The 26,080-nt window shown below is 42.5% G+C and carries 27 protein-coding genes; 5 read left to right on the top strand and 22 right to left on the bottom strand.

Annotated features, from left to right (window positions below):
• Window positions 1-4 precede the first annotated feature (4 nt).
• The 7 genes from VR862_RS06965 to VR862_RS06935 all read right to left on the bottom strand — a co-directional run bounded on the left by VR862_RS06965 (window position 5) and on the right by VR862_RS06935 (window position 6,186).
• Window positions 5-409 (bottom strand): hypothetical protein, encoded by a 405-nt coding sequence (locus tag VR862_RS06965; RefSeq protein ID WP_324720233.1) that lies wholly within the window; start codon window positions 407-409, stop codon window positions 5-7.
• On the bottom strand, window positions 406-636 hold the full coding sequence (locus VR862_RS06960; RefSeq protein WP_324720232.1) for an AtpZ/AtpI family protein: 231 nt from the start codon (window positions 634-636) through the stop codon (window positions 406-408). The genes VR862_RS06965 and VR862_RS06960 overlap by 4 nt, the downstream gene beginning before the upstream one ends.
• Window positions 596-1,009 carry a bactofilin family protein gene (locus tag VR862_RS06955; protein WP_324720231.1) on the bottom strand — a complete coding sequence of 138 codons (414 nt, stop codon included), beginning with the start codon at window positions 1,007-1,009 and terminating at the stop codon, window positions 596-598. Before VR862_RS06955 ends, VR862_RS06960 begins: the two co-directional genes overlap by 41 nt.
• On the bottom strand, window positions 1,009-3,540 hold the full coding sequence (gene porW / locus VR862_RS06950) for a type IX secretion system periplasmic lipoprotein PorW/SprE (RefSeq protein WP_324720230.1): 2,532 nt from the start codon (window positions 3,538-3,540) through the stop codon (window positions 1,009-1,011). The genes VR862_RS06955 and porW overlap by 1 nt, the downstream gene beginning before the upstream one ends.
• 123 nt (window positions 3,541-3,663) lie before the next feature.
• Window positions 3,664-3,984: a hypothetical protein gene (locus tag VR862_RS06945; protein WP_324720229.1), complete on the bottom strand. Its 321-nt coding sequence runs from the start codon at window positions 3,982-3,984 to the stop codon at window positions 3,664-3,666.
• Complete coding sequence (locus VR862_RS06940) at window positions 3,984-4,700, bottom strand: ABC transporter ATP-binding protein (protein WP_324720228.1); 717 nt, start codon at window positions 4,698-4,700, stop codon at window positions 3,984-3,986. Before VR862_RS06940 ends, VR862_RS06945 begins: the two co-directional genes overlap by 1 nt.
• 1 nt (window position 4,701) lies before the next feature.
• Complete coding sequence (locus VR862_RS06935) at window positions 4,702-6,186, bottom strand: DUF5687 family protein (protein ID WP_324720227.1); 1,485 nt, start codon at window positions 6,184-6,186, stop codon at window positions 4,702-4,704.
• Window positions 6,187-6,280: 94 nt separating this feature from the next.
• On the opposite strand from VR862_RS06935, the gene VR862_RS06930 reads away from it, so the two are divergent.
• Window positions 6,281-7,333, top strand: coding sequence for a 2Fe-2S iron-sulfur cluster-binding protein (locus VR862_RS06930; protein ID WP_324720226.1), 1,053 nt, complete (start codon window positions 6,281-6,283; stop codon window positions 7,331-7,333).
• A 135-nt stretch (window positions 7,334-7,468) separates the two neighbouring features.
• On the opposite strand, the gene VR862_RS06925 is transcribed toward VR862_RS06930, so the two are convergent.
• The 3 genes from VR862_RS06925 to VR862_RS06915 form a co-directional block, all read right to left on the bottom strand.
• Window positions 7,469-8,512: a glycosyltransferase family 9 protein gene (locus VR862_RS06925; RefSeq protein WP_324720225.1), complete on the bottom strand. Its 1,044-nt coding sequence runs from the start codon at window positions 8,510-8,512 to the stop codon at window positions 7,469-7,471.
• A 9-nt stretch (window positions 8,513-8,521) separates the two neighbouring features.
• A complete protein-coding gene (locus tag VR862_RS06920) occupies window positions 8,522-9,133 on the bottom strand; it encodes a DUF4254 domain-containing protein (protein ID WP_324720224.1) in 612 nt (203 codons plus the stop codon).
• Between the two features lie 107 nt (window positions 9,134-9,240).
• A complete protein-coding gene (locus tag VR862_RS06915; RefSeq protein WP_324720223.1) occupies window positions 9,241-10,164 on the bottom strand; it encodes a DUF6427 family protein in 924 nt (307 codons plus the stop codon).
• Window positions 10,165-10,204: 40 nt separating this feature from the next.
• Between VR862_RS06915 and VR862_RS06910 the strand changes: the two genes are divergently transcribed.
• Window positions 10,205-10,435: a DUF6341 family protein gene (locus tag VR862_RS06910; protein ID WP_324720222.1), complete on the top strand. Its 231-nt coding sequence runs from the start codon at window positions 10,205-10,207 to the stop codon at window positions 10,433-10,435.
• Here VR862_RS06910 and purD read toward each other — a convergent pair.
• On the bottom strand, window positions 10,432-11,703 hold the full coding sequence (purD, locus tag VR862_RS06905; protein WP_324720221.1) for a phosphoribosylamine--glycine ligase: 1,272 nt from the start codon (window positions 11,701-11,703) through the stop codon (window positions 10,432-10,434). The genes VR862_RS06910 and purD overlap by 4 nt on opposite strands.
• 90 nt (window positions 11,704-11,793) lie before the next feature.
• Between purD and VR862_RS06900 the strand changes: the two genes are divergently transcribed.
• The gene (locus tag VR862_RS06900) at window positions 11,794-13,101 is read left to right on the top strand and encodes a phenylacetate--CoA ligase family protein (protein ID WP_324720220.1); all 1,308 of its coding nucleotides are present in this window, start codon (window positions 11,794-11,796) and stop codon (window positions 13,099-13,101) included.
• Here the strand turns inward: VR862_RS06900 and VR862_RS06895 are convergent.
• Together VR862_RS06895 and VR862_RS06890 are read right to left on the bottom strand one after the other, a co-directional pair.
• Window positions 13,090-13,869 (bottom strand): glycosyltransferase family 2 protein, encoded by a 780-nt coding sequence (locus VR862_RS06895; protein WP_324720219.1) that lies wholly within the window; start codon window positions 13,867-13,869, stop codon window positions 13,090-13,092. The two genes, VR862_RS06900 and VR862_RS06895, sit on opposite strands and share 12 nt — an antisense overlap.
• A 64-nt stretch (window positions 13,870-13,933) precedes the next feature.
• Window positions 13,934-14,923: a UDP-glucuronic acid decarboxylase family protein gene (locus VR862_RS06890; RefSeq protein WP_324720218.1), complete on the bottom strand. Its 990-nt coding sequence runs from the start codon at window positions 14,921-14,923 to the stop codon at window positions 13,934-13,936.
• A 176-nt stretch (window positions 14,924-15,099) separates the two neighbouring features.
• Between VR862_RS06890 and VR862_RS06885 the strand changes: the two genes are divergently transcribed.
• A complete protein-coding gene (locus VR862_RS06885; RefSeq protein ID WP_324720217.1) occupies window positions 15,100-15,759 on the top strand; it encodes an SRPBCC family protein in 660 nt (219 codons plus the stop codon).
• Here the strand turns inward: VR862_RS06885 and rfbD are convergent.
• Genes rfbD through VR862_RS06850 form a run of 7 tightly spaced genes read right to left on the bottom strand, consistent with a single transcriptional unit; the run spans window position 15,747 to window position 23,127 of the window.
• A complete protein-coding gene (rfbD, locus tag VR862_RS06880; RefSeq protein WP_324720216.1) occupies window positions 15,747-16,589 on the bottom strand; it encodes a dTDP-4-dehydrorhamnose reductase in 843 nt (280 codons plus the stop codon). The genes VR862_RS06885 and rfbD overlap by 13 nt on opposite strands.
• Window positions 16,586-17,134, bottom strand: coding sequence for a dTDP-4-dehydrorhamnose 3,5-epimerase (gene rfbC, locus VR862_RS06875; RefSeq protein WP_324720215.1), 549 nt, complete (start codon window positions 17,132-17,134; stop codon window positions 16,586-16,588). Before rfbC ends, rfbD begins: the two co-directional genes overlap by 4 nt.
• Window positions 17,135-17,992, bottom strand: coding sequence for a glucose-1-phosphate thymidylyltransferase RfbA (gene rfbA, locus VR862_RS06870; RefSeq protein ID WP_324720214.1), 858 nt, complete (start codon window positions 17,990-17,992; stop codon window positions 17,135-17,137).
• A complete protein-coding gene (rfbB, locus tag VR862_RS06865) occupies window positions 17,989-19,008 on the bottom strand; it encodes a dTDP-glucose 4,6-dehydratase (RefSeq protein ID WP_324720213.1) in 1,020 nt (339 codons plus the stop codon). The genes rfbA and rfbB overlap by 4 nt, the downstream gene beginning before the upstream one ends.
• Window positions 18,998-20,746 (bottom strand): DUF6909 family protein, encoded by a 1,749-nt coding sequence (locus VR862_RS06860; protein ID WP_324720212.1) that lies wholly within the window; start codon window positions 20,744-20,746, stop codon window positions 18,998-19,000. Before VR862_RS06860 ends, rfbB begins: the two co-directional genes overlap by 11 nt.
• Window positions 20,747-20,749: 3 nt before the next feature.
• Window positions 20,750-22,252: a GH3 auxin-responsive promoter family protein gene (locus VR862_RS06855; protein ID WP_324720211.1), complete on the bottom strand. Its 1,503-nt coding sequence runs from the start codon at window positions 22,250-22,252 to the stop codon at window positions 20,750-20,752.
• A 5-nt stretch (window positions 22,253-22,257) separates the two neighbouring features.
• Complete coding sequence (locus VR862_RS06850; protein ID WP_324720210.1) at window positions 22,258-23,127, bottom strand: M23 family metallopeptidase; 870 nt, start codon at window positions 23,125-23,127, stop codon at window positions 22,258-22,260.
• 112 nt (window positions 23,128-23,239) lie between these two features.
• Here VR862_RS06850 and tatA point away from each other — a divergent pair, with 112 nt between their 5' ends.
• The gene (tatA, locus tag VR862_RS06845) at window positions 23,240-23,437 is read left to right on the top strand and encodes a twin-arginine translocase TatA/TatE family subunit (protein ID WP_324720209.1); all 198 of its coding nucleotides are present in this window, start codon (window positions 23,240-23,242) and stop codon (window positions 23,435-23,437) included.
• 52 nt (window positions 23,438-23,489) lie between these two features.
• On the opposite strand, the gene VR862_RS06840 is transcribed toward tatA, so the two are convergent.
• On the bottom strand, window positions 23,490-24,464 hold the full coding sequence (locus tag VR862_RS06840) for a DUF4837 family protein (protein ID WP_324720208.1): 975 nt from the start codon (window positions 24,462-24,464) through the stop codon (window positions 23,490-23,492).
• A 23-nt stretch (window positions 24,465-24,487) separates the two neighbouring features.
• Complete coding sequence (locus tag VR862_RS06835) at window positions 24,488-26,059, bottom strand: lytic transglycosylase domain-containing protein (RefSeq protein ID WP_324720207.1); 1,572 nt, start codon at window positions 26,057-26,059, stop codon at window positions 24,488-24,490.
• Window positions 26,060-26,080 lie beyond the last annotated feature (21 nt).

Genomic DNA, 26,080 nt, shown 5'->3' with positions numbered 1-26,080 from the left:
GTAATTACTTGTCTTTAGAGAAGTTAGTGCGATTTAGGATTTTCGAGATATAGATGATTTCCACTATAATACAGAGAGCATAAGGAACAAAAAAATGCAAAAAGACAGATTTGTCCAGAACAAATCCCGATGTTTTTATAAGATAAAAGAAAATACCCAGCTTCACCATTCCACTTACCAGAAAAATAAATCCCAATTGTTCCTTTAGGTGTTCACTGGCCAGTATTATAGTGGAAGTAAACAAAAGAGTAATACCCACATTGAATTTATAGGCAAAATTCAAAAGATCAAGTGGACGATCGGGATAGAGGTGGGTGAAGATGACATAGTGCAAACCATAGCTTACTCCCGCTGTCAAGAATAGAAGAATAGAGAACCTAAAAAGGTCTTTTAGAATTAAAGGATTCAATTATTGTAGCGTTTGAGCTGTTTAAGAACAACATAGACAGAAGCCACCAGTCCAAAAAGAACAAAACCAATGGTGAACCAATTCTTCTCCATTGGATATCTCTCGTCGAGCTTTTTACCTATCCATGCGCAAATAAATATCGTGGCACCCATTTGAAATGCAATGCCTGTAAGGATAGCCCAGTTCTTAAGCTGACTGTTCTTGTTTTTGTCTTTCTCCTCTTTCATTTCGAATGGCCTTTACACCACCTCTCATTGTACAGGTGGCGTTAAAAGTAGCTCCCGGTTCAACAGCTAACTTTGATACTGTAGCCTCTCCTTCGATCACTGCCGTACTTCTAAGGCTCAAGGTTCCCGAGATCTTAAGAGTACCATTGAATTTACCTTCAATATCTGCATTCTCACATTCCAGCTCTCCATTGACAGATCCATCTTTACCAATTACCACTTTGGCAGCAGATCTTACGGTTCCTTCAACAGATCCATCTATTCTGAAGCAACCTTTGGATTCAATATTCCCGGTAATCTTGGTCCCATGGGAGATCTTGTTCTGGTCTTTGCTGTTCTCTGATGTCGATTTTGCCTTTTCCTGTTTAAACATTACTGTGGGGGGGTGTTTAATGAAGTTAAGTAGGTTTCAATGTTTTTGTGGATCTGTGCGATCCGGTAGTTTGGGGTTGAAATATAGAAATATTTTTTGTTAACGCCGTACTTCTTATCGTTGGTTAAGCGCTGCGCGAAAGTTTTTGCGCCTGCCACGGAGGTAAAACCATGGACCACAACAAAATCTTTTTCACCATCGTAAACATCCAGTGATACTTCTCCGGTATAGTTGAAATCCTCAAGGGCAGCTGCAATTTCCTCCTTTAGTTCTGTTGCCTGCTTTTGTTCAACCTTTTCAAATGGGAAGACAAGTTTAAAGGAATTTGCTGTGGAGTCAGAGATAAATTGATTCGATGCCAACGAAGGCAAAGCTTTATTCAAAATTTCTTGAGCTTTCTTACCTTCAACACTTTGAGGATAATTTAATGCAACGTAATTAAGGCTCTCCTTATACTTTTCAAATCCATAAAGCCGTCCTTCGGCCATTGCTTTTAGAAGTTCCAGTTTAGGAACGATCTCGTCCCCGGCAAATTCATTGATGTACACTTCCGTTCCGGCTATGACCTCAACAAAATCCTGATCTTCATATTTTCCATAAAGCTCTTCATATACTGAGGTTGGATTGTTTTCATCCTTTAGGAGACTCTCAGGATTAGAAATAATGGCAGCATACCGGGAATCGGGATAGGCTACTAAAATGTCATTTTTGAGGGATTGTGCCCGGGCGGTCATCCCTAGATCAGTATAGATCTTGAAGAGATTGTACTTGGCAGGCAGGAGTAGCCGATCTTCAGGATCATTTTGTAGCAGGAACTCCAGCCTTTCTGCAGCCAACTCGTTCTCACTAAATTTTTCTCTATAGATCAAGCCCAGCTGGTAACTGGCAAAATTAAGATCACCTTTTATGCTGTCCAGTTGAGCCTGATTCGTGGGAATTCCACTAATATATGTTTCAGGGTTAAACCTGGGGTCGTTTTCTATAAGGTCATTCACTCCGCTTGTTGCAAGGTCTTCCCCTCCACCACTTATTCTGCGTGTCCTCCAGTTATCGGCCAATTCCCTGTCGCCCCATAACCTGAAAAATTCCTGTTTTCCATAAGCCACTGCAGTAGGATTATAGAAGTAAAAGGACGAGCCGGGATTTGGTACTCCGGGCATTGCCGGACGCTTGTTCTCAAAGAATTTTTGTGCCGCCTCCTCCTGCGCCGGTCTTTGCGTTTCACTTGTGGCCTGCTCCCTTAGTTTTGTAGTATAATCCTTAAAATATTCTAACTGCTGCTCCTCTGTAAGTGAGGCTAAATACAGGATACTGTCAGCTTCCTCCGCCATATTTTCATAGTAGATAACATCATCCAGGTTATCCCTTTTCCTCTTGATCAATCTGTATTCCCTGCTATTCTCAGAAAGTTTAGTAAGGGTGCTGTCATAGTAAGCTCCCGCCATCTCATAATTAGCTGCATCAAAATTAATGTTCCCGAGGGTTTGATAATCCAGGGACTGCAGATAGCTGTTGTTCGAGGGGCTGCGCAGGGAACGATTATAATATTCAATAGCAAGCCGGGAAGAATCCTGCTGATAGTGGAACTCTGCCAGTTGAAAATAGATCTTGTCCAGGTAAGGCCTGTTCTCCCTATCTTCGGCCAATTCTGTTAGTTGCTCCAGCACCAAAGCCTTTTCTCCGGCGGTAGCATTCGTATATTCGATTTGCCTTATCATGGCATTCACCAGGTAAATGCGTGGGATCTTTCGGTTGAGATCAATGACCTGATCGAAAGCATAGGAGGCACTGTCGGGTTCTCCTAGCACGTCATATAGCTGCCCGGTAATATACCAGTAGCGGCCTTCTTTGTTATCGTTACCGGTAAGATTGGCAGCACGACGAATGTGAGCCAGTGCACTGTCGGGGGCATTGATATTCAGGTAAGCCTGGGCAAGCATGGCAGAAGCCTCTGCCCGGTTATCCTCTTCAAGCCGCTCACTTTGCAGGATCTTCTTGAGGTTCTTAATCGCCAATTGATCAAATTCCAGGCGCATATTGGTCTTTTCTCTCCAGATCCTGGCTTCGTTGATGGTATTACTAAGCGGATATTTGTGAAGTATATAATTAAAAGCCTCCAGCGCCGGCACAAACCTTTGGTCGTAATACCTGGCTTTTCCCAGCAATAAATAAGCCTCATCAATCTGAGGATTTTTTTCAGATCCTTCTATGAGCATGGAGTGCCTCTGGATAGCTTTTACAGCTTTTTCTTCGGCTACGACAAAATTAGGGTTCAATGTTTCCCCTGGAGCCATGACCTCCTCTCTTATCTCCATTCGCTCTACCGGAAGGATCTGCCAGTAGTTGTCCAGATAGCTTTCGTTAAGCGCCTCAATTCCAAGATCAAGTGCGAGATTTCCATTATACAAGGTGTTATATTCGGCCGTAACGGCATGCCAGTTGCGGTTAAGAAAGGTATTTTTCTTTCTCGAACAGCCCGTCAAGGCAACCAACAGGAGTAAAATGGCAGTGGCCTTTAGAATTTTTTCCAAATCAACAGATTCTTCTTATTAGCAATAACTTATAAGTGCCGCAAATATTATTGTGGAAGGGTAAAAATAGGTAATTTTTCCCGGCAAATAGCTGCTGTTGATAGGATATCTCAGGGACCCGTACTAAGGAATTTGAGAATGCACGACCTCCAGGTGAGTTACCTTTTGGTCAAATCTCGAGAGAAGCTCCCTGGCCTCCCGGGGCACGTAGGCGGTTTCATAATCTTCTCCCGTTAGTTTTCTTATGGTCTCAAGGTCTTTAAACCTCATCATGGTAGTAAATTCGACTTCATCTTCGCTCAGTTTTCTTTTCAGCAGTTCAACACCTTTAAATCCTTCACCCGTTTTTGCCTCTATGTCTTTAAAGATTCTGGAGGTTACCAGCTCCTCATAGGCATCTGCATTTTCAAGTGTTGTATAGCCGTGCCATATCCTTACTACCATTATCCTACCTCTTTAGCATATCCACCTGCAAAATACTGCTCCAGTTCCTTTAAAGTAGCTTCTGAAGTTTTGATGTCGTTCACCACAAGACCTTTATCCAACACTACAATGCGTTCACAAACTTCGGTAATATGAATAAGATCGTGACTGGAGATAAGGAAAGTGGTATCTGTATCGGCAGTGAGGTCCTTAATTAAAGCTTTTAGTCGTATTTGTGTGCTGGGATCGAGGTTGGCAAAAGGTTCGTCGAGGATCACAACTTCAGGGTCACCTATTAAAGCAGCTACAATCCCGACTTTTTTCTGGTTTCCTTTTGAGAGATCCCGCAGGTATTTCTTTCTTCCCAAAACCTCCCCGTTGAAAAATTCTTCAAAATTCTGAAGGAAAGCAGCAACATCGGCTTTATTCCGGTTACGCAGTTCCCCCACAAAATTAAAATACTCTTCGGGGGTAAGGTATCCAATGAGAAAACTTTCATCAATGAATGAAGAAGTAAAAGGTTTCCACGCTTCACTTTGGCTTACCGTGATTTCATTGTTGAAAATATTCCCTGTTGTAGGCTGAATAAGATCTAACAAAAGGCTGAAAAAAGTGGTTTTTCCCGCTCCATTATTTCCTACCAACCCAAAGCTCTGGCCACGAGGAACTTCAAGATGATCGATCTCCAGCACCTTTGTGCCGCCGTATACTTTAGAAAGGTTTGTTGCTGTTATCATCCTATTCACCTGTTTGTTTAAAACCATTGATCATGGCATATTTATTTTTTCTGTATGATTCTGTCACCTGCTCCATAATTCCCTTTCTGAATATGATCCCTAGAAGACCTAAAATTGCCAGTACTAACAAAGCGGCTTCAAAAGAATGAAATTTATTGAGGGCCCAAAAAAGTAGAATAGGAAGGATCACCAGTGGAAGTCCCACCAGCCACTGCGCCGCTCCTGTCCCCTGGTAGTTCATAAAAGGGCTTTTTTCAAGATCGATCCGTTTTCTATTATAAGATCCTGCAAACAATAGCACCGGCACATTGATCCCGATATTATAGATGGCACAAACAATATTGATCAAAAGAATGTCTAATCCAAAAAACACATAAGGAGTAGTGAGAATTGTGAGTATGACTATGCTGAAGGTGATCAAAGCAGCTTTGGAATTGAGGTACTGCTTTAGCGGAATGTTCTGTGCCATCATCATAGAATAGTACGATGAATCCCAGGCAGGAATGAACTGGCCGAAATTGATCATAAAGATACCTGTCATAAAGATCCCGACAAACACAAAAATGGAGGGCATGTTTTGATATGTTTCCTGCGGATAAAAGATCATTCCGTAGCCCATGATGAGCAACGAAATAAAAATAAGGGTCTTTGGCCGCTTATTACGCCAAATCATTTTAAGGTCTAGCTGAAGAAATGTCGAAATATCTCCAAATCTTCTCAACCATTGAAAATCCTGAGATTTTGCTTCAGTTACTTTCCCTTTGAGAGATTCATCCAGGTAGAACCTGCTTTTTAATACTTTTTGATTCCATTTATATAAGGCGAAAAGAAGCAATAAAGGCAGGAGAGCCAAAAATGGCATTTCCAACACATAATTCAGTCCGGCACCAAAAACCTTGGTGATACTGAAAATTCCGTAATTCTCCAGTCCAAAAAAGATAAGTGCGATCAAGATATAGGGAAGCAGGGCTTTGAGATCATCTACAAATCTCTTTTTGAGAAGAAAATTGAAGTAATTCACACTCAGGTCGAGTGAGATGACAGCTACTGCCCAGGCCAGTACTGAGACCCAGGAAAGATCGGTTGCATACCAGGTAAATACTGCAAAAGGAATGAACAGCAAAAGGGGCAAAAAGTTGAAAAATGAGAATAAAGATCTCAGAAGAACATAATTCACCATTTTTTCTTTCGGAACAGGCAGAGACAACATAGGTTTAACTGTCATCACCGGCAGCGTTTGCAACATAAAACGCATGATCATTTCAAGGGCAAAATATACCAGCAAAAAACGGTTAACTATCTGCAAAGGTTCTTCTGCAGGAAAAGCTTCTTTCAGCAATGGATGCAAGCCTATTCCCAATAGTAAAAATACCAGTGAAAAGTAAATGGCAATGAACGCCATGAAGATCTTTAGACCGAGGCTCTTCCCGAAACTGGCCGAGCGGTAAAAAGCTTTCCACTGTAGAGAAATAAAGTCTTTATACATCCTTTTGCTTTATACTACAAGTAGGGAAATTTACGATTTTGTTACAAGAATAAATTCACATACTTTGTACTTTTGCCGCAAATACCCAAGAGAAATGAGCAAATTCTTTCCGCTAAAGATCAAAAATATCATCAGGGAAACAGAAGAGGCAGTTAGCCTTGAATTTGAAATACCACAGGAATTAAAAAAGGAATTTTCCTTTAAAGCAGGACAATATGTTACGCTTAAAACCACTATAAATGGTAAAGAAGTGCGCCGCGCCTATTCCCTTTGCACTCCGCCAACAGACGAAACCTTTAGGGTGACTGTGAAGGAAGTAAAAGATGGCACCTTCTCTGTCCTGGCAAATAATAAATTAAAAGCCGGCGATGTTCTCGAAGTTCACCCGCCCGAAGGAAAGTTCATTTTTGAACCGGAACAGGACGGCCACCAGCACACCTATGCTGCCTTTGCTGCCGGAAGCGGAATTACTCCTGTAATGTCTATTCTCAAAACGGTCCTACAGGTGGAAAAGCACAGCCGGTTCGTGCTTGTCTACGGAAATAAAACTCCCGACGATACCATCTTCTTTAAAGAATTGCTGAAACTGCAAATGGAGCACCCGGACAGGCTGTTCATCGAATTCATTTACAGCCGCACCAAAGAAGAAGAATCCCATTATGGAAGGATCGACCAAAGCACAGTGAATTATGTGCTGAAGAACAGGTTCAAGGACGTTAGCTTCACAAAATTCTACTTGTGCGGACCTGAAGATATGATCAATAACGTGACCGAGATCCTCCTGAACAACAACATTAAAAAAGAAAAGATCCTTTTTGAACTTTTCAATACCGAAGTAGAAGGCCAGGTAAAATCAGATCTTTCAGGTGACACAGAGCTTCTTATAAAAGTTGATGAAGAAGAATTTTCATTAACGATGCCAAAGAACAAGACTGTATTACAAATGGCTCTTGATAATGACATCGACGTGCCATATTCTTGCCAGGGTGGGATTTGCAGCAGCTGCGTCGCCCGTATAACAGAAGGTACCGCCGAAATGGAAAAGAACTCCATTCTTGTGGATAGCGAAATCGAGGAAGGCCTTATCTTAACCTGCCAGGCACACCCAACTTCTGCAACGCTAAAGGTGGATTATGATGATGTATAGGTTAGTCTTTAGACGGTAGATGGTAGACGGTAGTTATTAGAACAAGAGGCTTCAAAAATGGCATTTTTGAAGCCTCTTGTTTTTATCTTTTTTTGGAATTTGGATTTTGGTGCTTGGTGCTTAGTGCTTGAAATTTCAATTCTGCTCCAGAACTTCCATTATTCTTTGAACTACCCTTTGCGGAGGAATGCTTCTCATTACCTCTTCATATCCTTCCGGAATGTCTTTTCCATAAATCGAGGTGGGAATAGCGGGATACTTTTCAAGATCGGGCAGAAGGAAATTTGTTGGGGGCTGGCGAAAGGGAGCAAAACCGGTGTAAGGATGAGTGAGCCCCCACAGAGTGATCACCGGAACAGCGTAATTGGCCGCCAAATGTCCATTGCCGCTGTCCATAGAGATCATAAGGTCAAGATTAGAGATAAGAGCCAGTTCTTCCTTAAACATCAACTTTCCTGCAACAGAGATGACATTAGGGAATTCAGATTCCCAGGCGGCAAGTTTTCCGGTTTCTACCGGTCCACCACCGAACAATAATATCTTAAGATTTTCCTCTTTTTGGAGCTCCTGTAAAACCTCCTTCATGAGATCTTCCGGATAGGCTTTAGATGCATGTTGGGCAAAAGGGGCAACTCCTATCCACTTTCCTGTGGGTTCTTCTGTAATTTGCATAACCTTCTGCGGCAATTCCTGCTTTTTCAGGAGTTCTATTGACGCCAGGTCCAGGGGATATCCAAGCTTCCCAAAAACATCAGCATAGCGTTGATGGGTAGATTTCAGCTGCCTGAAAACTTTGTTTTTACTTCGGGTGAGAGCAGATTTTTCCCTGCGGCCCTTGTCTATTTGTCGTGCCGGTAGGCCCTTCAGCTTAAAAAAAAGTTTCAGGATATTTGATCGAAGTACATTGTGAAGATCGGCTACTGCATCAATTTTTAGATCCAGAAGTTCAGAAGAAAGTTTATAGAGTCCGGCGATACCTTTGTGTCTGCCTTTGACTTCAGCATCAAAAACCTCAACATTGGGTATTTCTTCAAACAGAGGCGCAAAAAATCTTCGGGTAAGCAGGGTGAGCTTTACATCGGGATATTTTTCAGTAAAAGCTTTGAGTACCGGCACCATCATCGCCACGTCTCCCATTGCCGAAAGGCGAATAACTAAGATGTGGCGCGGTCTCTCCATCCAAAAATGCTATTTTTTAGCCCCTCTTAGAACAGGGTTAAGCTCGTCGTCATTGTACATTTTCATCTGCCTGTAGACTTTCATGTATTTGTCTCCGTTGGCGATATCCTCCAAAAGTTGATTAATAGCCGTAGAAAGATCTACACGCTGTTCGAGCAACACGTCGAGTTTTGCCTGGCATTTCATCATGTGTTCCTGCCCCGCCTCAACGCGATTTGCCTCTTCATTCATGTGGTAGATCTTAAGGGCAAGGATCGAGAGCCGGTCAATTGCCCAGGCGGGACTTTCGGAATTAATAGTAGCGTTTGGTTTGGGCTCTACGTCCTTGTATTTATCAAGAAAGTAACTGTCAATGTACTCCACCATGTCTGTGCGATCCTGGTTGGATGCGTCGATCTGGCGCTTTAGCTTAAGGGCCGCAACAGGATCTATGTTGGGGTCACGAATAATGTCTTCGTAATGCCATTGCACAGTATCAATCCAACATTTGCGGTACAACAAATGCTCCAGCAACTGCTCCTTTTCATCATAGGGATTGTGGAATTCCTGCCCCACAGTATTGATCTCATGATATTTTTCAACTACTTCGTTGAATATTTGGTTGGCTTTATCTGAAAACATATTCTGAATATTTACCGGTTCCTTTAAAGGAAACCGCCTATTTACAATTTTGGCAAAGGTACCGGATTTTTAGCTTTTTTAAAGGGTGATTCCCGAACTTCTGAAGGCTAGAACAGCAGCAGAAGCAATCCCGGCAGGAGGATTATTGTAACAAACAGAATTTCCTTGAACCACTTATCATTCATATGCTGAAAATAATTGGTGACGATGATTGCCAGGGGAGCAAAGAAAAACATGAGTTCGCTGCCATTCTTTGTAGGTGCCAAAACCGCCACGGTCAATGCCACTCCCGCACATAACAGAATGAGGAACAGAGAAGCTTTTGCATTGGCACTGGCCTTTTGAATGATCAACATATAAAAGAAGGTAGACCATGCTGTCAAAGCAAATAAGAAGGCAGCGGGAATGAGTAAACCGGTATCGCGGTAATTCTCAAAATCAAAATTTGAAGCCTGGGTCCAATCGGTAAGGGTATAAAAAGTATCAGTAATTAAGAGGTCAAAACAGGTGACCAGGGATAGCAGGGTTAGAATTGCAACCAGTGGCACCAACCAGTTCTTGAACCTGTGACCTACATGCACCAGTATGCCGAAGTAGACCACAAATAAAAAGAGAATGCTCCAAAAATAGAAGAGAGAAGCTACTCCAACCCACAAGGTTGCATCAAAGATTTTCTTTACGGTGTCGCGCTGTGACCGGAAAGAAAGAATACGTCTTAGTGCCAGCAGCAGGAACAAATTCGCAAGAATGACATCATTATTTTGCATGGCCGCGGCAAACATGCAGAGAAATCCTGCAAACAATATGCTTTTGTAGGCATTGCGTCCTGTCAATTCATTTCTTCCGGAAATGAAGTTGAGCAAAAACACACTAAGAACAAGTATGAGCAACATTCCCACCTCCTGCAAAATAACCCAAAGGTTGGAAGATAACAGGGTGCTAACATTGGCAAATAGATAGAAGATGAGAATATAAACGGCCACTATTATGAAGTTGATTGGCCGTGAATTGCTAAAAAAGCTTGTTAGCATTAGGGTTTTTTATATTTTTGTGGAGTTAAATATAACTACTATGACGGATTTTTTCGAGGGGATACAGACCATTTTTGAAGATTACCTGTTCGCACCGTTCAACGAATTGGCCAATCTTGAGTTAGATAGCTGGTGGCTGGCAAATGCAGTGAACTGGATCTTTATCATTATTGCTTTTGCTGCTTTTATCTACTGGATGAAACAGCTGAAAAAATTCAATGACCGCAATGAAGAAAAGCGCGAAACCAGCGCACATTCTTTTCTTGGCTAGAGGTCAAAACCTATATCTTTTCTAAAATACATCTTATCAAAATGAAGCTTATCGGCATTTTGGTAAGATTTTTTTATGGCCTCTTTATAGTCCTCTCCAAATGACGTGATGGCTAAAACGCGGCCACCGCTGGTCACAACCTTTCCATCCTTTTCGGCAGTTCCTGCGTGAAAGACTATAGAATCTTCAATATTTTCCAGTCCTGAAATAACTTTTCCTTTTTCATAGGCTTCGGGATATCCTCCCGAAACCAGCACTAAAGTAGCAGCGGCTTCCTTTTTCACCTCGAGTTCCACCTCATTCAATGCACCGGCAGCAACTTTTTGAAAAACCTCAACAAGATCAGATTCTATACGCGGCAGCACCACTTCGGTTTCGGGATCACCCATTCGCACGTTGTATTCAATAACATAAGGCTCCTCCCCCACTTTTATTAAACCTATGAAAACAAAACCTTTGTAATCGATATCTTCAGCTTTGAGACCATTGATCGTTGGCTTTACGATCCTTTCCTCCACCTTTTTCATGAAATCCTTATCTGCAAAAGGAACAGGGGAAATAGCTCCCATTCCACCGGTATTCAACCCTTTATCTCCTTCTCCAATTCGCTTATAATCTTTGGCTGTTGGCAGGATCTTATAATCTTTTCCATCGGTAAGGACAAAAACACTTAGTTCAATCCCATCCAAAAATTCTTCAATAACCACAGTATTACCGGCTGCTCCAAACTTGTTGTTGGTGAGCATATTTTCCAATTCCTTCTGTGCTTCCTCGAGTGAGTCGAGGATCAAAACTCCTTTCCCGGCTGCAAGTCCATCGGCTTTTAGAACATATGGTGGTTTAAGCGTAGTGAGGAATTCTTTTCCGGCAGCAAGGCTTTCTGCTTTAAAACTTTCGTAAGCTGCTGTGGGTATCTTGTACATACCCATGAATTCTTTCGCTCTTTCTTTACTTCCTTCCAGTAAAGCACCTCGCTTTGAAGGACCTACAACCGCCACCTTCTTTAATTCTTCATCCCGGTTGAAAAAATCCACAATTCCCTGCACCAAAGGATCTTCGGGTCCTACCACCATCATCTCAATATTTTCCTTTAGTACCAGCTGCTTGACCGCTTCAAAATCTGTCACACTCAATGCAACATTTGTTGCTATTTTTGCTGTACCGGCATTTCCTGGGGCTACAAAAAGTTTATCACAATTGTCACTTTTGGAAAGTTGGTGTGCAAAGGTGTGCTCACGGCCGCCGGAGCCAAGGATAAGAATATTCATGAGGGTTGTGTTTTCTTTCTTGCCTCAAAAATAATTGTTTGTAAATTAAAGCACTAACTTATTGGCATAAAAAACAATCTTTCTTGACTCTTGAACTGGTTTAGCCTTTCATTACAACTCAATCGCTTCCCCATCAAAAAGGCCAAAAATGCCCTGGAGGAGATCAAAAATATTCCCGAAACGGAATATGCCGCCTATGTGGAAAGAAAGAAGCAGGAAATAATCAATTACCACCTACAGAACAATTCCCTTTACAAAGATTTCTTTGGTAGTGAAAAATACAGTACCTGGGAAGAGGTGCCGGTAATGAAGAAGAAGGACCTTCAAAGGCCTTTGGAAGAACGCTTTAGTAAGAACTTTAGCTCCAAGAACAGCTATGTAGGTAAAACTTCGGGTTCCAGTGGTCATCCCTTTATCTTTGCAAAAGACCGGTTTTGCCATGCCCTTTCCTGGGCAGAGTTCAATGACCGCTATCGTTGGTACGGTATAGATCTGGACCGTTCTGTTCAGGCCCGGTTTTATGGAATTCCCCTCGATAGGTTCGGATATTTTAAAGAACGGATAAAAGATCGCTTCGGTTTCAGGTACAGATTTCCCATTTTCAATCTCAGCGATGAGAAGATGGAAGAGTTCCTGAGTGAATTTCAGAAGAAAAGCTTTGATTATATCAACGGTTACACGAGCTCCATCGTTCGCTTCGCAAAATTCCTGAAGAAGAAGAACCTCATCCTGAAAGAAATTTGCCCCCAACTTAAGTTGTGTATCGTTACTAGTGAAATGTTCTTCAAGGAGGACAAAATTCTACTGGAGGAGACATTTGGAGTGCCCATTGTCAATGAGTATGGCGCCAGTGAACTCGGCCTGCTTGCTTTTCAAAATCCTGAAGGGGAATGGATCCTTAACAGTGAGACCATGTTCGTGGAGGTCCTGGATGACCGGGGTAAAGAGTTACCTTACGGCCAGGAAGGGCGAATTGTAATTACTTCCCTGTACAATAAGGCTCATCCATTCATTCGATACGATATAGGCGATACCGGCTCCCTGGCAGAAAACTCCACGCTCAAAAAGCCTGTTTTAAAGAAGCTTTTGGGAAGGACCAACGACATGGCTGTATTGCCCAGCGGAAAAGTGGTACCCGGCCTTACTTTTTATTACGTTACCAAGAGCGTGATCGAGAATGACGGACAGATCAAGGAATTCATCGTCCAGCAGATAGAACCCGGCGCATTTAAAGTTATTTATGTTTCTGAAGTAGAATTGGCACCTGAAAAAAAGAAAAAGATCGAAGAAGCAATGGAGGTGTATCTTGAAAAGGGACTTGATCTGAATTTTGAACACCAACCTACCCTGAACCGCAGCAAAAGGGGAAAGCTGAAGCAATTCGAATCACTTATTTAAAGCAACTTTCTGCTTTTGTTTTACAAACAATTGTTCCCACAGGAATAAGATCATCCAAAAAAGGCTTTTTAGAGTGGAATATTTCAGCACTTTTCTATAGACTCTGTAGTTATACTGAAGCATTTCAAATTTATTCCCGGAGATAGATCCTTTACGCTCCCGGTAGATAGCTAATGGCTCCCGGATTCCTCTTGCTCCGCCCGCCTTTTTAACTGCCAGAAGCCATAGTCCCCAGTCCTGCCTCTTCCGGATTAACGGACAATAGATCTTCCCTAGTTTTGCAGCATCATATATCCCGGTGAGATTACCAATGTAGTTGGCTTTTTTAAGCTTGTCAAAAGTTAGGTTTTCCAATGCCTTTATTTCCTTATTAAGGCCCCGGCCACTTTCGTCAACAAGTTCATAGCTGCTGAAGCATACCTGCTCGCCTTCCTCTTCCATTACCGTTAACTGCGTTTCCAGTTTGTGAGGCTTCCAAAGGTCATCGGCATCAAGGAATGAAATATGATCTCCTGTGGCAGCCTTGATCCCAATGTTGCGGGCAAACCCGGCGCCTTGATTGGTGGGAAGCACGTGCAGTTTGATGCGGTTATCAACTTCCGTGAATCTTTTCACTATTTGAGAAGTTTCATCTGTTGAAGCATCATCAATCACCAGTAACTCCCAGGAGGAATGAGTTTGCTGCTGAACAGATCGAATACTTTCAGCTATAAAAGCGGCTGCATTAAAGGCCGGCATAATGACAGAAACCACGGAGTCGGAATTCATTTCAAGGTTTTAGTCATTATAAAAAATCTTAGGGAACGGCCAAAAACTACAGGCCCGAAAAAGGTTATTTTCGAATGTGTTTTGAAAAATCCTTGTGTTCGCTTCGATGAAGTTCTTCTTCAGTGAGGCCTTTAAAGTATTCGTAAGTCCTTTTCATGCCTTCACTTCGGGAGATCTTAGGTTCCCACCCAAGGACCTCTTTAGCCTTGGAAATGTCCGGTTGCCTTTGCATGGGGTCATCTTCGGGCAGAGGTTTATATACGATCTTTTGATCTGTTCCTGTAAGTTTGATGATCTCTTCGGCAAAGTCTCTTATCGTGATCTCATGAGGGTTTCCAATGTTCACGGGATAAGCATAATTACTCAACAACAGCTTATAAATTCCCTCTACCTGGTCATCTACATAACAGAAAGAGCGGGTTTGGGACCCATCGCCGAATACCGTGAGATCTTCTCCTCTTAATGCCTGGCCAATAAATGCAGGAATTACCCGCCCGTCATTCAGTCGCATTCTGGGTCCATAGGTGTTGAAGATCCTCACAATCCGGGTTTCCAGCCCGTGGAAACGGTGGTAAGCCATGGTAATAGATTCCTGAAAGCGTTTTGCTTCGTCATAAACTCCCCGGGGACCTATTGTGTTTACATTTCCGTAGTAATCTTCTGTTTGGGGGTGAACCTGTGGATCTCCATAGACTTCAGAAGTCGAAGCAATTAGGATACGTGCTTTTTTCACCATTGCAAGCCCCAGCAAATTATGAGTTCCCAGCGAACCTACTTTAAGGGTTTGGATCGGGATCTTTAGATAATCAATGGGACTGGCAGGAGAAGCGAAGTGCAATATATAATCGAGCTTACCCGGCACATGTACAAAGGTTGTTACGTCATGGTGGTAAAACTCGAAATTTTCCAGCTTAAAAAGGTGCTCAATATTTCTTTTGTCCCCGGTGATAAGGTTATCCATTCCTATCACGTGATTACCTTCATGTATAAATTTATCGCAGAGATGAGAACCGAGGAATCCCGCGGCCCCGGTAATGAGTATCCTTTTCTTCATTGGTTGGTTTTACTTCCGAAAGTAATAAAATTAGGTCTCACCACCATCACCTAATTAGTTGACTGCTCCTATTCCTTCGACATTTAAGAATAATTTAACCCAATTTAAGCATAACTGAAACTCAGCCTGAGTCTCAATATGAGTAAATTAGGCTATAAAACAGAAAAACAAGACTCATGAGGAAACTTTTACAACATCTATACACCAATGTTAGTCCGGCAGAAAGAGGTGCTTCTCTCCTGGCGGGAGCTTATTTTTTATATGACGCCTTAGGAAAAGAGAAAAAGAGCGGAATCGAAGCTGTTCTTGCGGGTTACCTTCTCTACCGGGGCATATCGGGTAATTGTTTTGTGTATAACGCAATAGGAAAGACAAAGCCTGATAACCGCAGCCGAAATGTCAACATTCAACTGAAAATGTTCGTAGATAAGCCTCGGGAAGAGGTCTATACCTTCTGGAGAAACCTGGAAAATCTTCCGCTGTTTATGGAACACCTGGAAAGTGTAGAGAGTCTAAATGACAGTATTTCTGTGTGGGAGGCAAGTTTACCGGGACACGTAGGCACGCTGCGATGGAAAAGTGAAATTGTAAAAGAGCGGCCTTTTGAACTTCTTGGCTGGCAGTCTTTACCGGGATCATCAATAGAAAATGCAGGTAAAGTAGAATTTCTGGACGCGGGCGAAGGAACAGAACTGCACGTTGTGATCTCTTACCACGCTCCCGGTGGAATAGCCGGAGAAAGTGCCGCCCGACTCTTTAATCCTGTGTTTGAGGACATGGTCGAAGAAGATGTGAGAAATTTTAAATGGTTTATTGAAAGAGATTATACCTTTTGAGAAAGCTGTTTCAAACTATCCTTCCAATGCGGAACAGGTAAGCCGAAAGCCGTCTGAATCTTCTCCTTACTCAGAACGCTGTACTCCGGCCTAATGGCCAGGGTCTCGAAGTCGTTGTTCTCATTCAGGCTGGTAGGAGAATCCATCAAATGTAATATCTCTTTTGCAAAATCATACCAGGTTGCCTCCCCCAGGTTACTGTAGTGATATAAACCGTATTTAGTTTGACCTTGTGCTATGATTTTCAACACAAAATTAGCCAGATCATGTGCATTTGTTGGCGTTCCTTTTTGTGAAGTAGTGATATTTAAAGTTTCGCCTTCCTCTGCTTTAGTCCTTATGGTGTTGAAAAAATTCTTTCCAATATCTGAATAAAGCCAGGATGTCCTGAAGATGTAGTACCTGGACAATGCCTCCTGAATGTATTGTTCTCCAAGTAATTTTGACGCCCCGTAAACGTTCAGGGGATCTGTTTCATCCTCTTCTGAATAGGGAGAGGTTTTCTTCCCATTAAAAACATAATCAGTAGAAAAGTGGATTAAAGTGCAACCTATCTCTTCACAGTCTTTGGCCAGGTTACGCACGCTTTCAGCGTTGGTGAGGTATGCCATTTCCTGCTCCTTCTCTGCCTGATCGACCTTGGTGTAAGCGGCGCAATTGATACAGATACCAAATTTTTCCCTTCGCAGGTAAGCCCCCACCACAGCAAATTGTGACAGGTCAAGATCTTCGGAAGTTGTAAAGGTGAAATCCCAATGGGGGTAATTTTTAGAAGCTTGTCTAAAGCACTTTCCAAGTTGGCCTCCCGCTCCTGTAACTAGAATTTTCATAAGTCCAAGTCTTTAAAAAGGGGAAGGTTCTTATCTTTTTCTGAAAGTATAAGGTCTTCAACGGGGTATTCCCAATCTATTTTAAATTCCGCATCATTAAAAAATACTCCGGCATCGGCGTCCTTGTGAAAGTAACGATCACATTTATATGCGAACACAGAGACTTCAGAAAGCGTTAAAAAGCCATGTGCAAAACCGGCAGGCACAAAGAGCTGATGATGGTTTTCATCGCTTAAAACAGCCTTAAATGATTTTTTGAAGGTGGGGGAATGGGGTCTTAGATCCACAACCACATCCAGCACCTTACCAACTACAGTTCGCACCAACTTTGATTGTGCATATTTTCCCTTCTGAAAATGAAGACCCCTCAAAACCCCCTTTTTGGAAGATGATTGGTTGTCCTGCACAAAGTCGATCTGCAGGCCTGTGACTTCTTCAAATCTCCTCTGACTAAAGCTTTCCAAAAAGGTACCGCGGTGATCCCGAAACACCGAAGGCTTCAGTAAAAAACAATCTTTTAGAGGTGTCTGTTCCAGTTCTAACATTTAATCCAGTTGTAAAAGATATTCACCGTAACCGCTTTTTAGCAGTGGTTGCGCAAGGCGGTGCAGCTGTTCTTCATTAATATAGCCCATTTTATAGGCTGTTTCTTCAATTGCTCCAATCTTTAAACCCTGCCGTTCTTCTATCACCTGCACAAATTGTGAGGCTTTCATGAGAGAATCAAAGGTTCCGGTATCGAGCCATGCTGTACCTTTGTCGAGAATACTCACCTGTAATTTTCCTATCTCTAGATAAGCATTATTCACATCGGTGATCTCCAGTTCTCCCCTGCCCGAAGGTTTTATATTCCTCGCAATTTCTACCACGTCATTGTCATAAAAATATATTCCCGGCACTGCAAAATTGGATTTTGGTGAGGCTGGTTTCTCTTCTATAGAAATTACCTTGCCCGACTTGTCAAAATCCACTACTCCGTATCGTTTCGGGTCGTGTACATGATAGGCAAAGATCATCCCGCCCTCGGGATTGTTATTGTTTTGAAGAAGCTTGTCAAGACCTGAGCCATAAAAGATATTATCCCCTAGTATAAGAGCTACCTTTTCATTTCCAATAAATTCTGCACCAATGATAAAGGCTTCGGCGAGACCTCTTGGTTCCTCCTGTGTGGCATACTGAAAATCACATCCATACCGGCTTCCATCTCCTAACAGCTCCCTGAACACAGGCAGATCTTTAGGGGTGGAAATGATGAGGATCTCTCTTATTCCCGCCATCATCAAAGTGGATAGTGGATAATAGATCATGGGTTTATCATACACCGGCATTAACTGCTTGCTTAATGCAAGAGTCAAGGGATGTAATCTTGTTCCCGAACCTCCGGCCAGGATGATGCCTTTCATGCTTTATACTTTTCAAGGTACCATTGTACCGTCTTTTCTATACCCGATTCAAAATTTTCATCGGCTTTCCAGCCCAGCTGAGACTCCAGTTTGGTTGCGTCTATTGCATAACGCTGGTCGTGACCCGGTCTGTCTTTTACAAAAGTGATCAAATCTGTATAACTCTTACCGTCTTCACGAGGCACTAATCTATCCAAAATTTCGGAGATCTTTTGCGCGATATAAATATTCTCACGTTCATTGCGACCTCCAATATTGTAAGTTTCGCCGAATTTTCCGTTCTCCAGGACTAGCTTGATCCCTTTACAATGATCGGCAACATAAAGCCAGTCACGCACATTTTTTCCGTCTCCGTAAATAGGGATCGGTTGCTTCTTTAGGGCAGTGCGAATGATTGTTGGTATTAACTTCTCGTCATGCTGGTGCGGACCGTAATTGTTTGAACAATTGGTCGTCAGGACCGGCATTCCGTAAGTGTGGAAATAACTACGAACAAGGAAATCTGAAGCTGCTTTTGAAGCAGAATAAGGACTGTTTGGTGCGTACGGTGTTTCCTCTGTGAATAATCCTTCTGCTCCCAAAGTTCCATAAACCTCGTCTGTAGAAACATGCAAAAATTTAGCGTCGCTGTATTCTTCCTTCAGCTCAAAAGGACCATTCATCCATAGCGTATAAGCAGTTTGCAGCAGGTTAAAAGTTCCGTTGATATTTGTTTCAACAAAGGCTGCAGGATTGAGAATGGAATTATCTACGTGAGATTCGGCTGCAAAATTTATCACCTTCGAAAAATGGTATTTTTCAAACAGAGCTTTTACGAGCTCCTTATCCCGAATATCTCCCTTGACAAAGGTGTAGTTCTCATGGCCATCAACCTCCAGGTTATCCAAATTCCCTGCGTAAGTCAATAGATCCAGGTTCACTATGTGGGTATCTTTATCCTTGACAAAAAGATTGATGTAATTTGAACCTATAAAACCGGCACCTCCGGTAACTAAAGTGTATTTCTTATTCTCCATTTACAGTTTCCTTTTTTTCTGATCTTTCTTTTTTCCCCTTTTCCTGCGGAAGTTCAAAGATCTGTTCCAGTATTTTCTCTGTGATGAGGTAAGTTGGCTTGACACCCGTAGTTCCAAGTCCGCCAGAAGCTAAGGTGCTTCCGGTTTCTAAAGGATTATCTGAAGCATAGTACGCATATCTCACCTTTACATTTTCACTAATATTTCCTCTTAACCTTGAAGCTGCCTGTATCGCCTTTTGATAATGCGCACCTTCCATTTCCAATCCTACTACATTCCATGTTGATTCGTGGAAGAATTTGAGGATATCCTTATTTTGGAGGGAAGTACCTAATACAGTTACCATGGAGCCATCACAAACATGAATACCGTTGCCTTCAAGATCGGCCTTGGTGAGTTCATTGTGGAACGGGTAATTATCGGCTGTACCTTCAAAAAGGTGTGCTGTTGGGATCATAATATCTCCCTTACCACCAACTAGAATTCCTGCTTTTCCCATTATTGAAATGGAAGCGACATTCAAATGGATGTTTCCGTGTTCAGACTGGTAAGGTTTCAGCATTTCATCCATCGTCTCATAGGCCTGCTCTCCAAAGGCGTAATCCATCACCATGATAACCGGTTTATCTTCATCTTTTGTCTTCTTGTCAAGGCTGAACTTCGGATTAATTGAGGACATTTTAGCAGTATCAAAGATCTGCACATCAATGTTTGCACCGCTGGTATCTTCAATGAAAACCATCCCTTCAGAAACAGCATTTTTCATCACCTTCATTCGTAGCTGCCCATTGGCGTTGTTGCTAAGATCCTCATAGATCCCGAAAAGAGATTTTTTCTTAAGCTCGGCCTTTAGAGCTTCCGAAGCATACAACGTGTTCATTACACTATGCATATTGGCACTAATGATGTGTAGAGGCCTATTCATAAGGTTCTTTTCAAGCAAAACCTCCTTGATCTTGTTCGCCCAGATCTCGCCGTGAATGTGATGTCCAAGGCGCTCACGCAGTACGGGGCTAAAAGTGACTATCCTCTTGTTGTTATTTAGCATCTCGTCAATTGCCAGTTTTCCCAGGTAATAGATGATATGCAGGAATCTCTCGGGGCTCGATGAGGTGCTAAAAAGGGGATAAATTGTGGTCACTTCCCTAAAGGTGCGGCCCAGGATATTTGCCGTGTGAGTAAGTGCAACTTCCCGTTGTGCCTGGGTTAACGGCTCTTTTTGAGTAACCGCCATCTCCAGCTTTTGCCAGTCACGGGAAACCTCTCCTTCTTCATCTATCAAAACGCGTCTCATCACCTTATGAGATTCGATAAATAGAAAAGTGAGGTGAGTAAGGATATCATAAATTTCCGATCGCCCCCGGGTGATCTCAATGTTCATTTGCTCCTCATCGATCCTGTAACAGTTCCTGCGTCTTTTCGGCGGAACTATAGGTTTGAAATGAGAATTCCCGTATCCTTCATCACTTGTTAGATTGATAAAGCGGCATTCTTCAATGCCCAAAGGCAGCCGGTCCATCACGTAAAGAAGTCCGTTAAGCTCAACTTTTTCCTCTGCAACAGATCCGTATATTTCGGGACGTAGAATCAATAAAGATTCGCGTAGAGTCTCCCCCGAAACGCCCATAGGTTTGTAGAACCCACGATTAAAAAGGTGACGCATAGTAATATACATTCGTTCAATAGCGTTTGAACTTTCCTGCGCTCGTGTGCGTCCCTGTAATTTTAAATTACCCATAAATTATTTATTGTTTATTATGTTTTCCAGGGCTTCGGCGATCTTTCGATCATTTGAAAGCCTTGGTAGTTTGTTTTGTCCGCCCAGTTTTCCAATCGATTTCATATACTGCTGAAAACCGTTAGCGGGAACCCGGCTGATCTTTAACGGCTGAAGGACTTTGCCTTCGATCAAGTCCAGGTAATATGAATTTTGCTGCTGAAGTGATTTGTCTAAAGCTGAAGCAAAAGTATCTAAATCTTTAGGTTCTTCCTCAAATTCTATGAACCATTCGTGATAAGGAAGCTGGTCACCTTCGGGAGTGATTTGTGGTGCCACGGTGAATTCAGAGATCTGCACTCCTGTTCCCGCTGTAGCCTCCTGCATTGCCTGCTCCACTTCCTTGGCAATAACATGTTCTCCAAAAGCCGAAATAAAATGCTTTATTCTTCCCGAAACGATCACCCTGTAAGGAGCTAAAGATGTGAACTGAACTGTATCTCCAATATTATAAGCCCACAGGCCTGCAGTAGTAGAAATAAGCAATACATAGTTGATTCCCAGTTCGACTTCGCCAATAGTATAGCGACGAGGATTTTCAGTATAAAATTCATCGGCCTTTATGAATTCATAAAATATACCGGAGTCAAGTTGCAGGAGCATTCCTTTCTCATCCTGTCTGTCCTGAAAAGCAAAAAATCCTTCAGAAGCAGGAAACAGCTCGATACTATCCACTTTTCGGCCAATGAGGCTTTCAAATTTCGCACGATAAGGCTCAAAATTCACTCCGCCGTAAATGAACAGGTTAAAGTTGGGAAAGATCTCTCCCACTTTTTTACCGGTCCTGGCCTGGAGCCGTTCAAAATACATCTGTACCCAGGAAGGAATTCCACTTATAACCGTCATATCTTCCTTAACAGTTTCATCAACTACAGCTTCTACTTTTGTCTCCCAGTCCTCAATAGTATTTGTTTCCCAGGAGGGCATACGGTTGCGCTGTAAATAACCCGGAACGTAATGTGCAGCTATACCTGAAAGCCGACCTAATTTAATTCCGTTTTTCTCCTCAAGCTCTGGACTTCCCTGGAGAAAGATCATTTTACCATCGACAAAATTTGAATTCCCTGTATCATCGATATAACAGAGGATAGCATTACGGGCAGCGTCAATATGAGTTGGCATTGATTCCTTTGTGAGCGGAATATACTTCGCTCCACTCGTAGTTCCCGATGTTTTTGCGAAGTAGATAGGTTTACCGGGCCACAGGATATCTTTGTCCCCAGCCACCACTTTTTCCACATACGGTTTAAGGTCCTCATAATCCCTTACCGGCACCCTCGCCGCATATTCGCGGTAGCTTGAGATGTTTTTGAACCCGTGATCCTTTCCAAATTCGGTATTGGCCGCTTTCTTTAAGAGGTGTTCAAAAACCCTTTTTTGAGTCTCTACCGGTCTGGTAGCCCAGGAATCGATTTGGCGCCTTATGTAGGCTGCAAATATCTTGGATGCAAAAGATTTAACTGACATAACAATTATTCAAAATCTATAAAATCTGTTGGATTCACAGGGCGACCTTCACTCCACAACTCAAAATGCAAATGGGGTCCTGTAGAGTATTCCCCGGTAGACCCGGCCGTAGCAATAACTTCCCCTTTCAAGACCCTGTCTCCCTGCTCTTTGGTGAGAGAGGAATTATGCTTGTAAATAGAGGTTAGCCCATAGCTGTGTTCAACAATTATGACATTTCCCGTCTCGGCCGTCCAACCTGTAAATATGACCGTTCCATCTGCCACAGATTTTATTGGAGCATTATTGGATGCTACTATATCGACGCCAAAATGTTTATCTTTTATATTATAACCTTCCGAAAAAGGTCCTTTTAGAGGGGGAAATAGCGCGTAATTTGCTCTTGAGGTTGCTGTTTCCAGAAAATTATACTTATCCTCCTGTACTACCGTCTCCCTTAACAGGCTGTCTTCCTTCGACGGATTCAAATTTACCTCCTCTGCGCTAAGCCTCTGGGCTTCCATTAGAGAGTCCCGGTTAAATTCCGCCGGTTTCACATCTCCTGTAAGTACTCTTTTTATGGAGTTCAGGTACTGATTGTTCAGCTCCACAACAGTCTGCAGCGAATCTGTTTTATAAGCGAGGTTTACTGCCCTTTGCTGAAGTTCTGTAGAAGAATAACCCGGTATATACTCCCTTAGCCCGGTGAAGGCAATGAGCACTGTAGTTCCGGCTATTAACAGGATCGCAGAAAGAGTGACCACCACAAATACGTTGAGCCTTGTAAGCTTGAAGGATACCTTCTCCTCAAAAGTATCTTCATTAAGAATGATGAGCCTGTATTTGTGCAGGAGCTTTTGGCGGAAATTTCTTTTATTTTCAGTGTTATCGGTCATATTTGAAGCCTTAGGCAAAGATATAATAAAGATATTTTAAAGTGGTTTTATCCCTTCATAAACAGAGGAATTAAAGTTTTATTACTAACTTTGCAGCATTAAATTGATCATTATGAGTGCAGTTTTTATACCATTACAGATTGGGGCACCACAAATCATCCTGATAGTGATTGTAGTGTTGTTGTTGTTTGGAGGAAGAAAGATCCCTGAACTGATGAGAGGATTGGGTAGCGGAATCAAAGAATTTAAAGACGCTTCTAAAGATGATGCTCCTGCAAATAAACCCGAAGAAGACAAAAAGAGATTGTAAAAAGATCCTTTTATAATACTAAAAAACCCAACTTTCGTTGGGTTTTTTTATGCTATTTAATTTCCGCCGATCTCAAGATGGCTTCCAGCTCCATCATGTTTTCCCGCTTTCGGGCCGATGGTGAGAAGGCAAAACCTTCCAGAACTACATACCTGTCATTCTCTTCATCTAGGACTGCATAATTAAGGAAAGGACCTCCCATAAAGTCACCTTTGACCTCCCAGATCCCCTTGGATTCCCAGGCAAAATTGCCATCGATCTGAGACTCGAAGAGATAGGGCGCATAAGCAGATTCAGTTACCATGTAAGAGCCATCCAGTCTTCCGGGGATGTGAGTCTTACCTATAGAATCCCTCATCTGAATAATGTTGCCCACAATATTGGTATCCTTTTCAATTACATGTCTCGGAACCTCATATACCAGGATCTCCATACTTCCCGTAGGAATATCTTTGCGGATCCAGAAAAAATCATCTGTTTCCTTGGCATACCTGTAGGCAGTAGGAAATTTCAACGCTACCCCCAGTTTCTCTTCCAACTTTTCATCGTTTTTCAGGGATTTTTTGATTCGGCGTTGTTGTTCTGTAAGCTCGGTTTGTTTGAAGGTGCTAATGATCTTTTCAGCATTTTCATCAATGAGAGAAATAAGTTCTTCATTGGTTTCTCCGCTAATAAATATACCCTTTTGAGGACGGGCATAAGCATTTTCTGCCATTTTTATTCCGGTATCACTTCCTTTTTCCACGTGAAGAAAAATCCTGTTCTTTCTGGTAAAGCCTTCAAATGCTTCAGGGGGCATCTGGCTAAGTGAGAACAATGGTTCCTCCTGGGGCAAACCATCTACAGGTGCTGCTAAATGTCGTCTTATGGCCTCGCCTACTTCGCCTGTCCACATTTCATTGGGCATTACAACTGTGAGATTGTTGATCTTTCCGGAGGAGTTGGAGACTACCACAGGCTCGTCCTTTCCATCACCACAACCAGTTAGAATAAATAAAAAAGAAAAGAGTGCTAAGAGATTTTTCATAAATATGGATTCAGGATGGATTTCTATCCATCAGATAGTTTAAGTTTCATACCCGGCTTCAGGCGATTGCTACTCATGTTATTGAGGTTTTTGATCTCCTGTACGGTCACACCGGGAAATTTCTTCGATATACTCCACAGAGAGTCTCCACGCCTTACCGTATAAGTTTTAGGTGAGGAAGATCTCTGAGCTGTTGCCGTATTCTTTCGGGGATAAATTATGAGCCTTTGGCCTATTCTAAGGTTATTGCTCCGCAAGTTATTCCATTGCTTTATCTGGCTCACTCCCACACCGTATCTTTCAGCAATTTTTCCGAGGTAATCACCACGCCTTACACGATATCTTACAGTGGTTTCAGCCTTTACCAGCTCAGGAAGTGTCTCTTCCTTCTTTTCTTCTAAAGCTTCAGCATAACCATAAATCGCATTCTCATTGTTCACGAAAAGTCCGGTCCTGTTCCGGGGTAATCGAAGGCTGTAGTTCTTATCTTCAATAAAAGGAATCACATCCAGCTTATAACTGGGGTTAAGGAACTGTAACATTTCACGTTCCACTCCCGTCACCTGAGAGATTTGCTCAAATGTCAACATTCTTTTGGTGTGGATAGTATCTGTCTCGAAATATGTAGTACGGGGATGTGGCGGTTGAAAACCATGTTCTTCGGCATATTCGAAAATATACATAGTTGCCAGGAAAGCCGGCACGTAACCTGCTGTTTCACGTGGAAGATATGGCCGCAGGTTCCAGTAATTGGTAGATCCTCCACTTCTTCGAATAGCCTTGGAAACATTTCCGGGACCCGAATTGTAGGATGCCAGCACAAGGTCCCAATCTTCAAAGACTCTGTAAAGCGTCGAAAGGTATTGCGCGGCAGCCTCGGTGGCCAAAACCGGATCCATACGTTCATCGACATAAGAGCTTACATCCAGGCCGTGCATTTTTCCTGTGGCAAACATAAACTGCCATAGACCCGTCGCCCCAACCCGTGAGCGGGCCCGTGGGTTTAATGCAGACTCCACGATAGCCAAATACTTGATCTCTAATGGGATGTTATAGTGATCCAGCTTCTGCTCAAAAAGGGGAAAATAGTACGTGCTCAATGCCATTAAGCGCTCCATTCCCTTCTTATTCCTTTTAAGATAAGATTTGATCACATTCTCAAGCAGTGGATTATACTCTACATTGAACGGCGTTTTAGCATTTAACTTTTGAAGCCTTAGCTTAAGAGTATCTGTTGGCAGTTCATCAAAGACAACCTCGTTGTATTCCTGGTTGAGCAAAGAATCCTTTAGGTTCATATACAAGCTGGACTGGAAGAGCTCCTGCTGCCATAATGAATCTATGACTGCGGCCCCGGGGTCATCTAAAAGAGCAAAAACAAGGGAGTCTTTGATGATCTTATGTACAGGTACATTATTGGCAAGATCTACATCATCATTATCTAAAAGGAGAAAGAAATCCTGTTCAGGAAGTCGTATGGTATCGCCTTTTTCTCCGTTCTCCTGTCCAACATTCTTTGCTTCAGTCTTTACATCCTGAGCAAAAGTAGTTACTGACGCAAGCAGCATCAAAAATGGCAAAAGTGGTTTCATCATAAGTTCATTTCTCAAAAAGCG

This window comes from Salinimicrobium aquimaris, assembly GCF_035607535.1.
Classification (GTDB): domain Bacteria; phylum Bacteroidota; class Bacteroidia; order Flavobacteriales; family Flavobacteriaceae; genus Salinimicrobium.
Note: the sequence above shows the minus strand (reverse complement) of the source record. Positions and strands in the feature narration are given on the sequence as shown.

What these genes read in the sequence shown, in the direction of transcription:
- VR862_RS06935 (WP_324720227.1), bottom strand. Translation starts at nt 6,186, where the DNA reads ATGTATAAAGACTTTATTTCTCTACAGTGGAAAGCTTTTTACCGCTCG.
- VR862_RS06835 (WP_324720207.1), bottom strand. Translation starts at nt 26,059, where the DNA reads ATGATGAAACCACTTTTGCCATTTTTGATGCTGCTTGCGTCAGTAACT.
- VR862_RS06850 (WP_324720210.1), bottom strand. Translation starts at nt 23,127, where the DNA reads ATGACCGATAACACTGAAAATAAAAGAAATTTCCGCCAAAAGCTCCTG.
- VR862_RS06955 (WP_324720231.1), bottom strand. Translation starts at nt 1,009, where the DNA reads ATGTTTAAACAGGAAAAGGCAAAATCGACATCAGAGAACAGCAAAGAC.
- rfbA (WP_324720214.1), bottom strand. Translation starts at nt 17,992, where the DNA reads ATGAAAGGCATCATCCTGGCCGGAGGTTCGGGAACAAGATTACATCCC.
- tatA (WP_324720209.1), top strand. Translation starts at nt 23,240, where the DNA reads ATGAGTGCAGTTTTTATACCATTACAGATTGGGGCACCACAAATCATC.
- VR862_RS06885 (WP_324720217.1), top strand. Translation starts at nt 15,100, where the DNA reads ATGAGGAAACTTTTACAACATCTATACACCAATGTTAGTCCGGCAGAA.
- VR862_RS06940 (WP_324720228.1), bottom strand. Translation starts at nt 4,700, where the DNA reads ATGATAACAGCAACAAACCTTTCTAAAGTATACGGCGGCACAAAGGTG.
- VR862_RS06910 (WP_324720222.1), top strand. Translation starts at nt 10,205, where the DNA reads ATGACGGATTTTTTCGAGGGGATACAGACCATTTTTGAAGATTACCTG.
- VR862_RS06945 (WP_324720229.1), bottom strand. Translation starts at nt 3,984, where the DNA reads ATGGTAGTAAGGATATGGCACGGCTATACAACACTTGAAAATGCAGAT.
- VR862_RS06890 (WP_324720218.1), bottom strand. Translation starts at nt 14,923, where the DNA reads ATGAAGAAAAGGATACTCATTACCGGGGCCGCGGGATTCCTCGGTTCT.
- VR862_RS06840 (WP_324720208.1), bottom strand. Translation starts at nt 24,464, where the DNA reads ATGAAAAATCTCTTAGCACTCTTTTCTTTTTTATTTATTCTAACTGGT.
- VR862_RS06930 (WP_324720226.1), top strand. Translation starts at nt 6,281, where the DNA reads ATGAGCAAATTCTTTCCGCTAAAGATCAAAAATATCATCAGGGAAACA.
- VR862_RS06960 (WP_324720232.1), bottom strand. Translation starts at nt 636, where the DNA reads ATGAAAGAGGAGAAAGACAAAAACAAGAACAGTCAGCTTAAGAACTGG.
- VR862_RS06855 (WP_324720211.1), bottom strand. Translation starts at nt 22,252, where the DNA reads ATGTCAGTTAAATCTTTTGCATCCAAGATATTTGCAGCCTACATAAGG.
- VR862_RS06895 (WP_324720219.1), bottom strand. Translation starts at nt 13,869, where the DNA reads ATGAATTCCGACTCCGTGGTTTCTGTCATTATGCCGGCCTTTAATGCA.
- VR862_RS06860 (WP_324720212.1), bottom strand. Translation starts at nt 20,746, where the DNA reads ATGGGTAATTTAAAATTACAGGGACGCACACGAGCGCAGGAAAGTTCA.
- rfbB (WP_324720213.1), bottom strand. Translation starts at nt 19,008, where the DNA reads ATGGAGAATAAGAAATACACTTTAGTTACCGGAGGTGCCGGTTTTATA.
- purD (WP_324720221.1), bottom strand. Translation starts at nt 11,703, where the DNA reads ATGAATATTCTTATCCTTGGCTCCGGCGGCCGTGAGCACACCTTTGCA.
- VR862_RS06915 (WP_324720223.1), bottom strand. Translation starts at nt 10,164, where the DNA reads ATGCTAACAAGCTTTTTTAGCAATTCACGGCCAATCAACTTCATAATA.
- rfbC (WP_324720215.1), bottom strand. Translation starts at nt 17,134, where the DNA reads ATGTTAGAACTGGAACAGACACCTCTAAAAGATTGTTTTTTACTGAAG.
- VR862_RS06925 (WP_324720225.1), bottom strand. Translation starts at nt 8,512, where the DNA reads ATGGAGAGACCGCGCCACATCTTAGTTATTCGCCTTTCGGCAATGGGA.
- VR862_RS06920 (WP_324720224.1), bottom strand. Translation starts at nt 9,133, where the DNA reads ATGTTTTCAGATAAAGCCAACCAAATATTCAACGAAGTAGTTGAAAAA.
- rfbD (WP_324720216.1), bottom strand. Translation starts at nt 16,589, where the DNA reads ATGAAAATTCTAGTTACAGGAGCGGGAGGCCAACTTGGAAAGTGCTTT.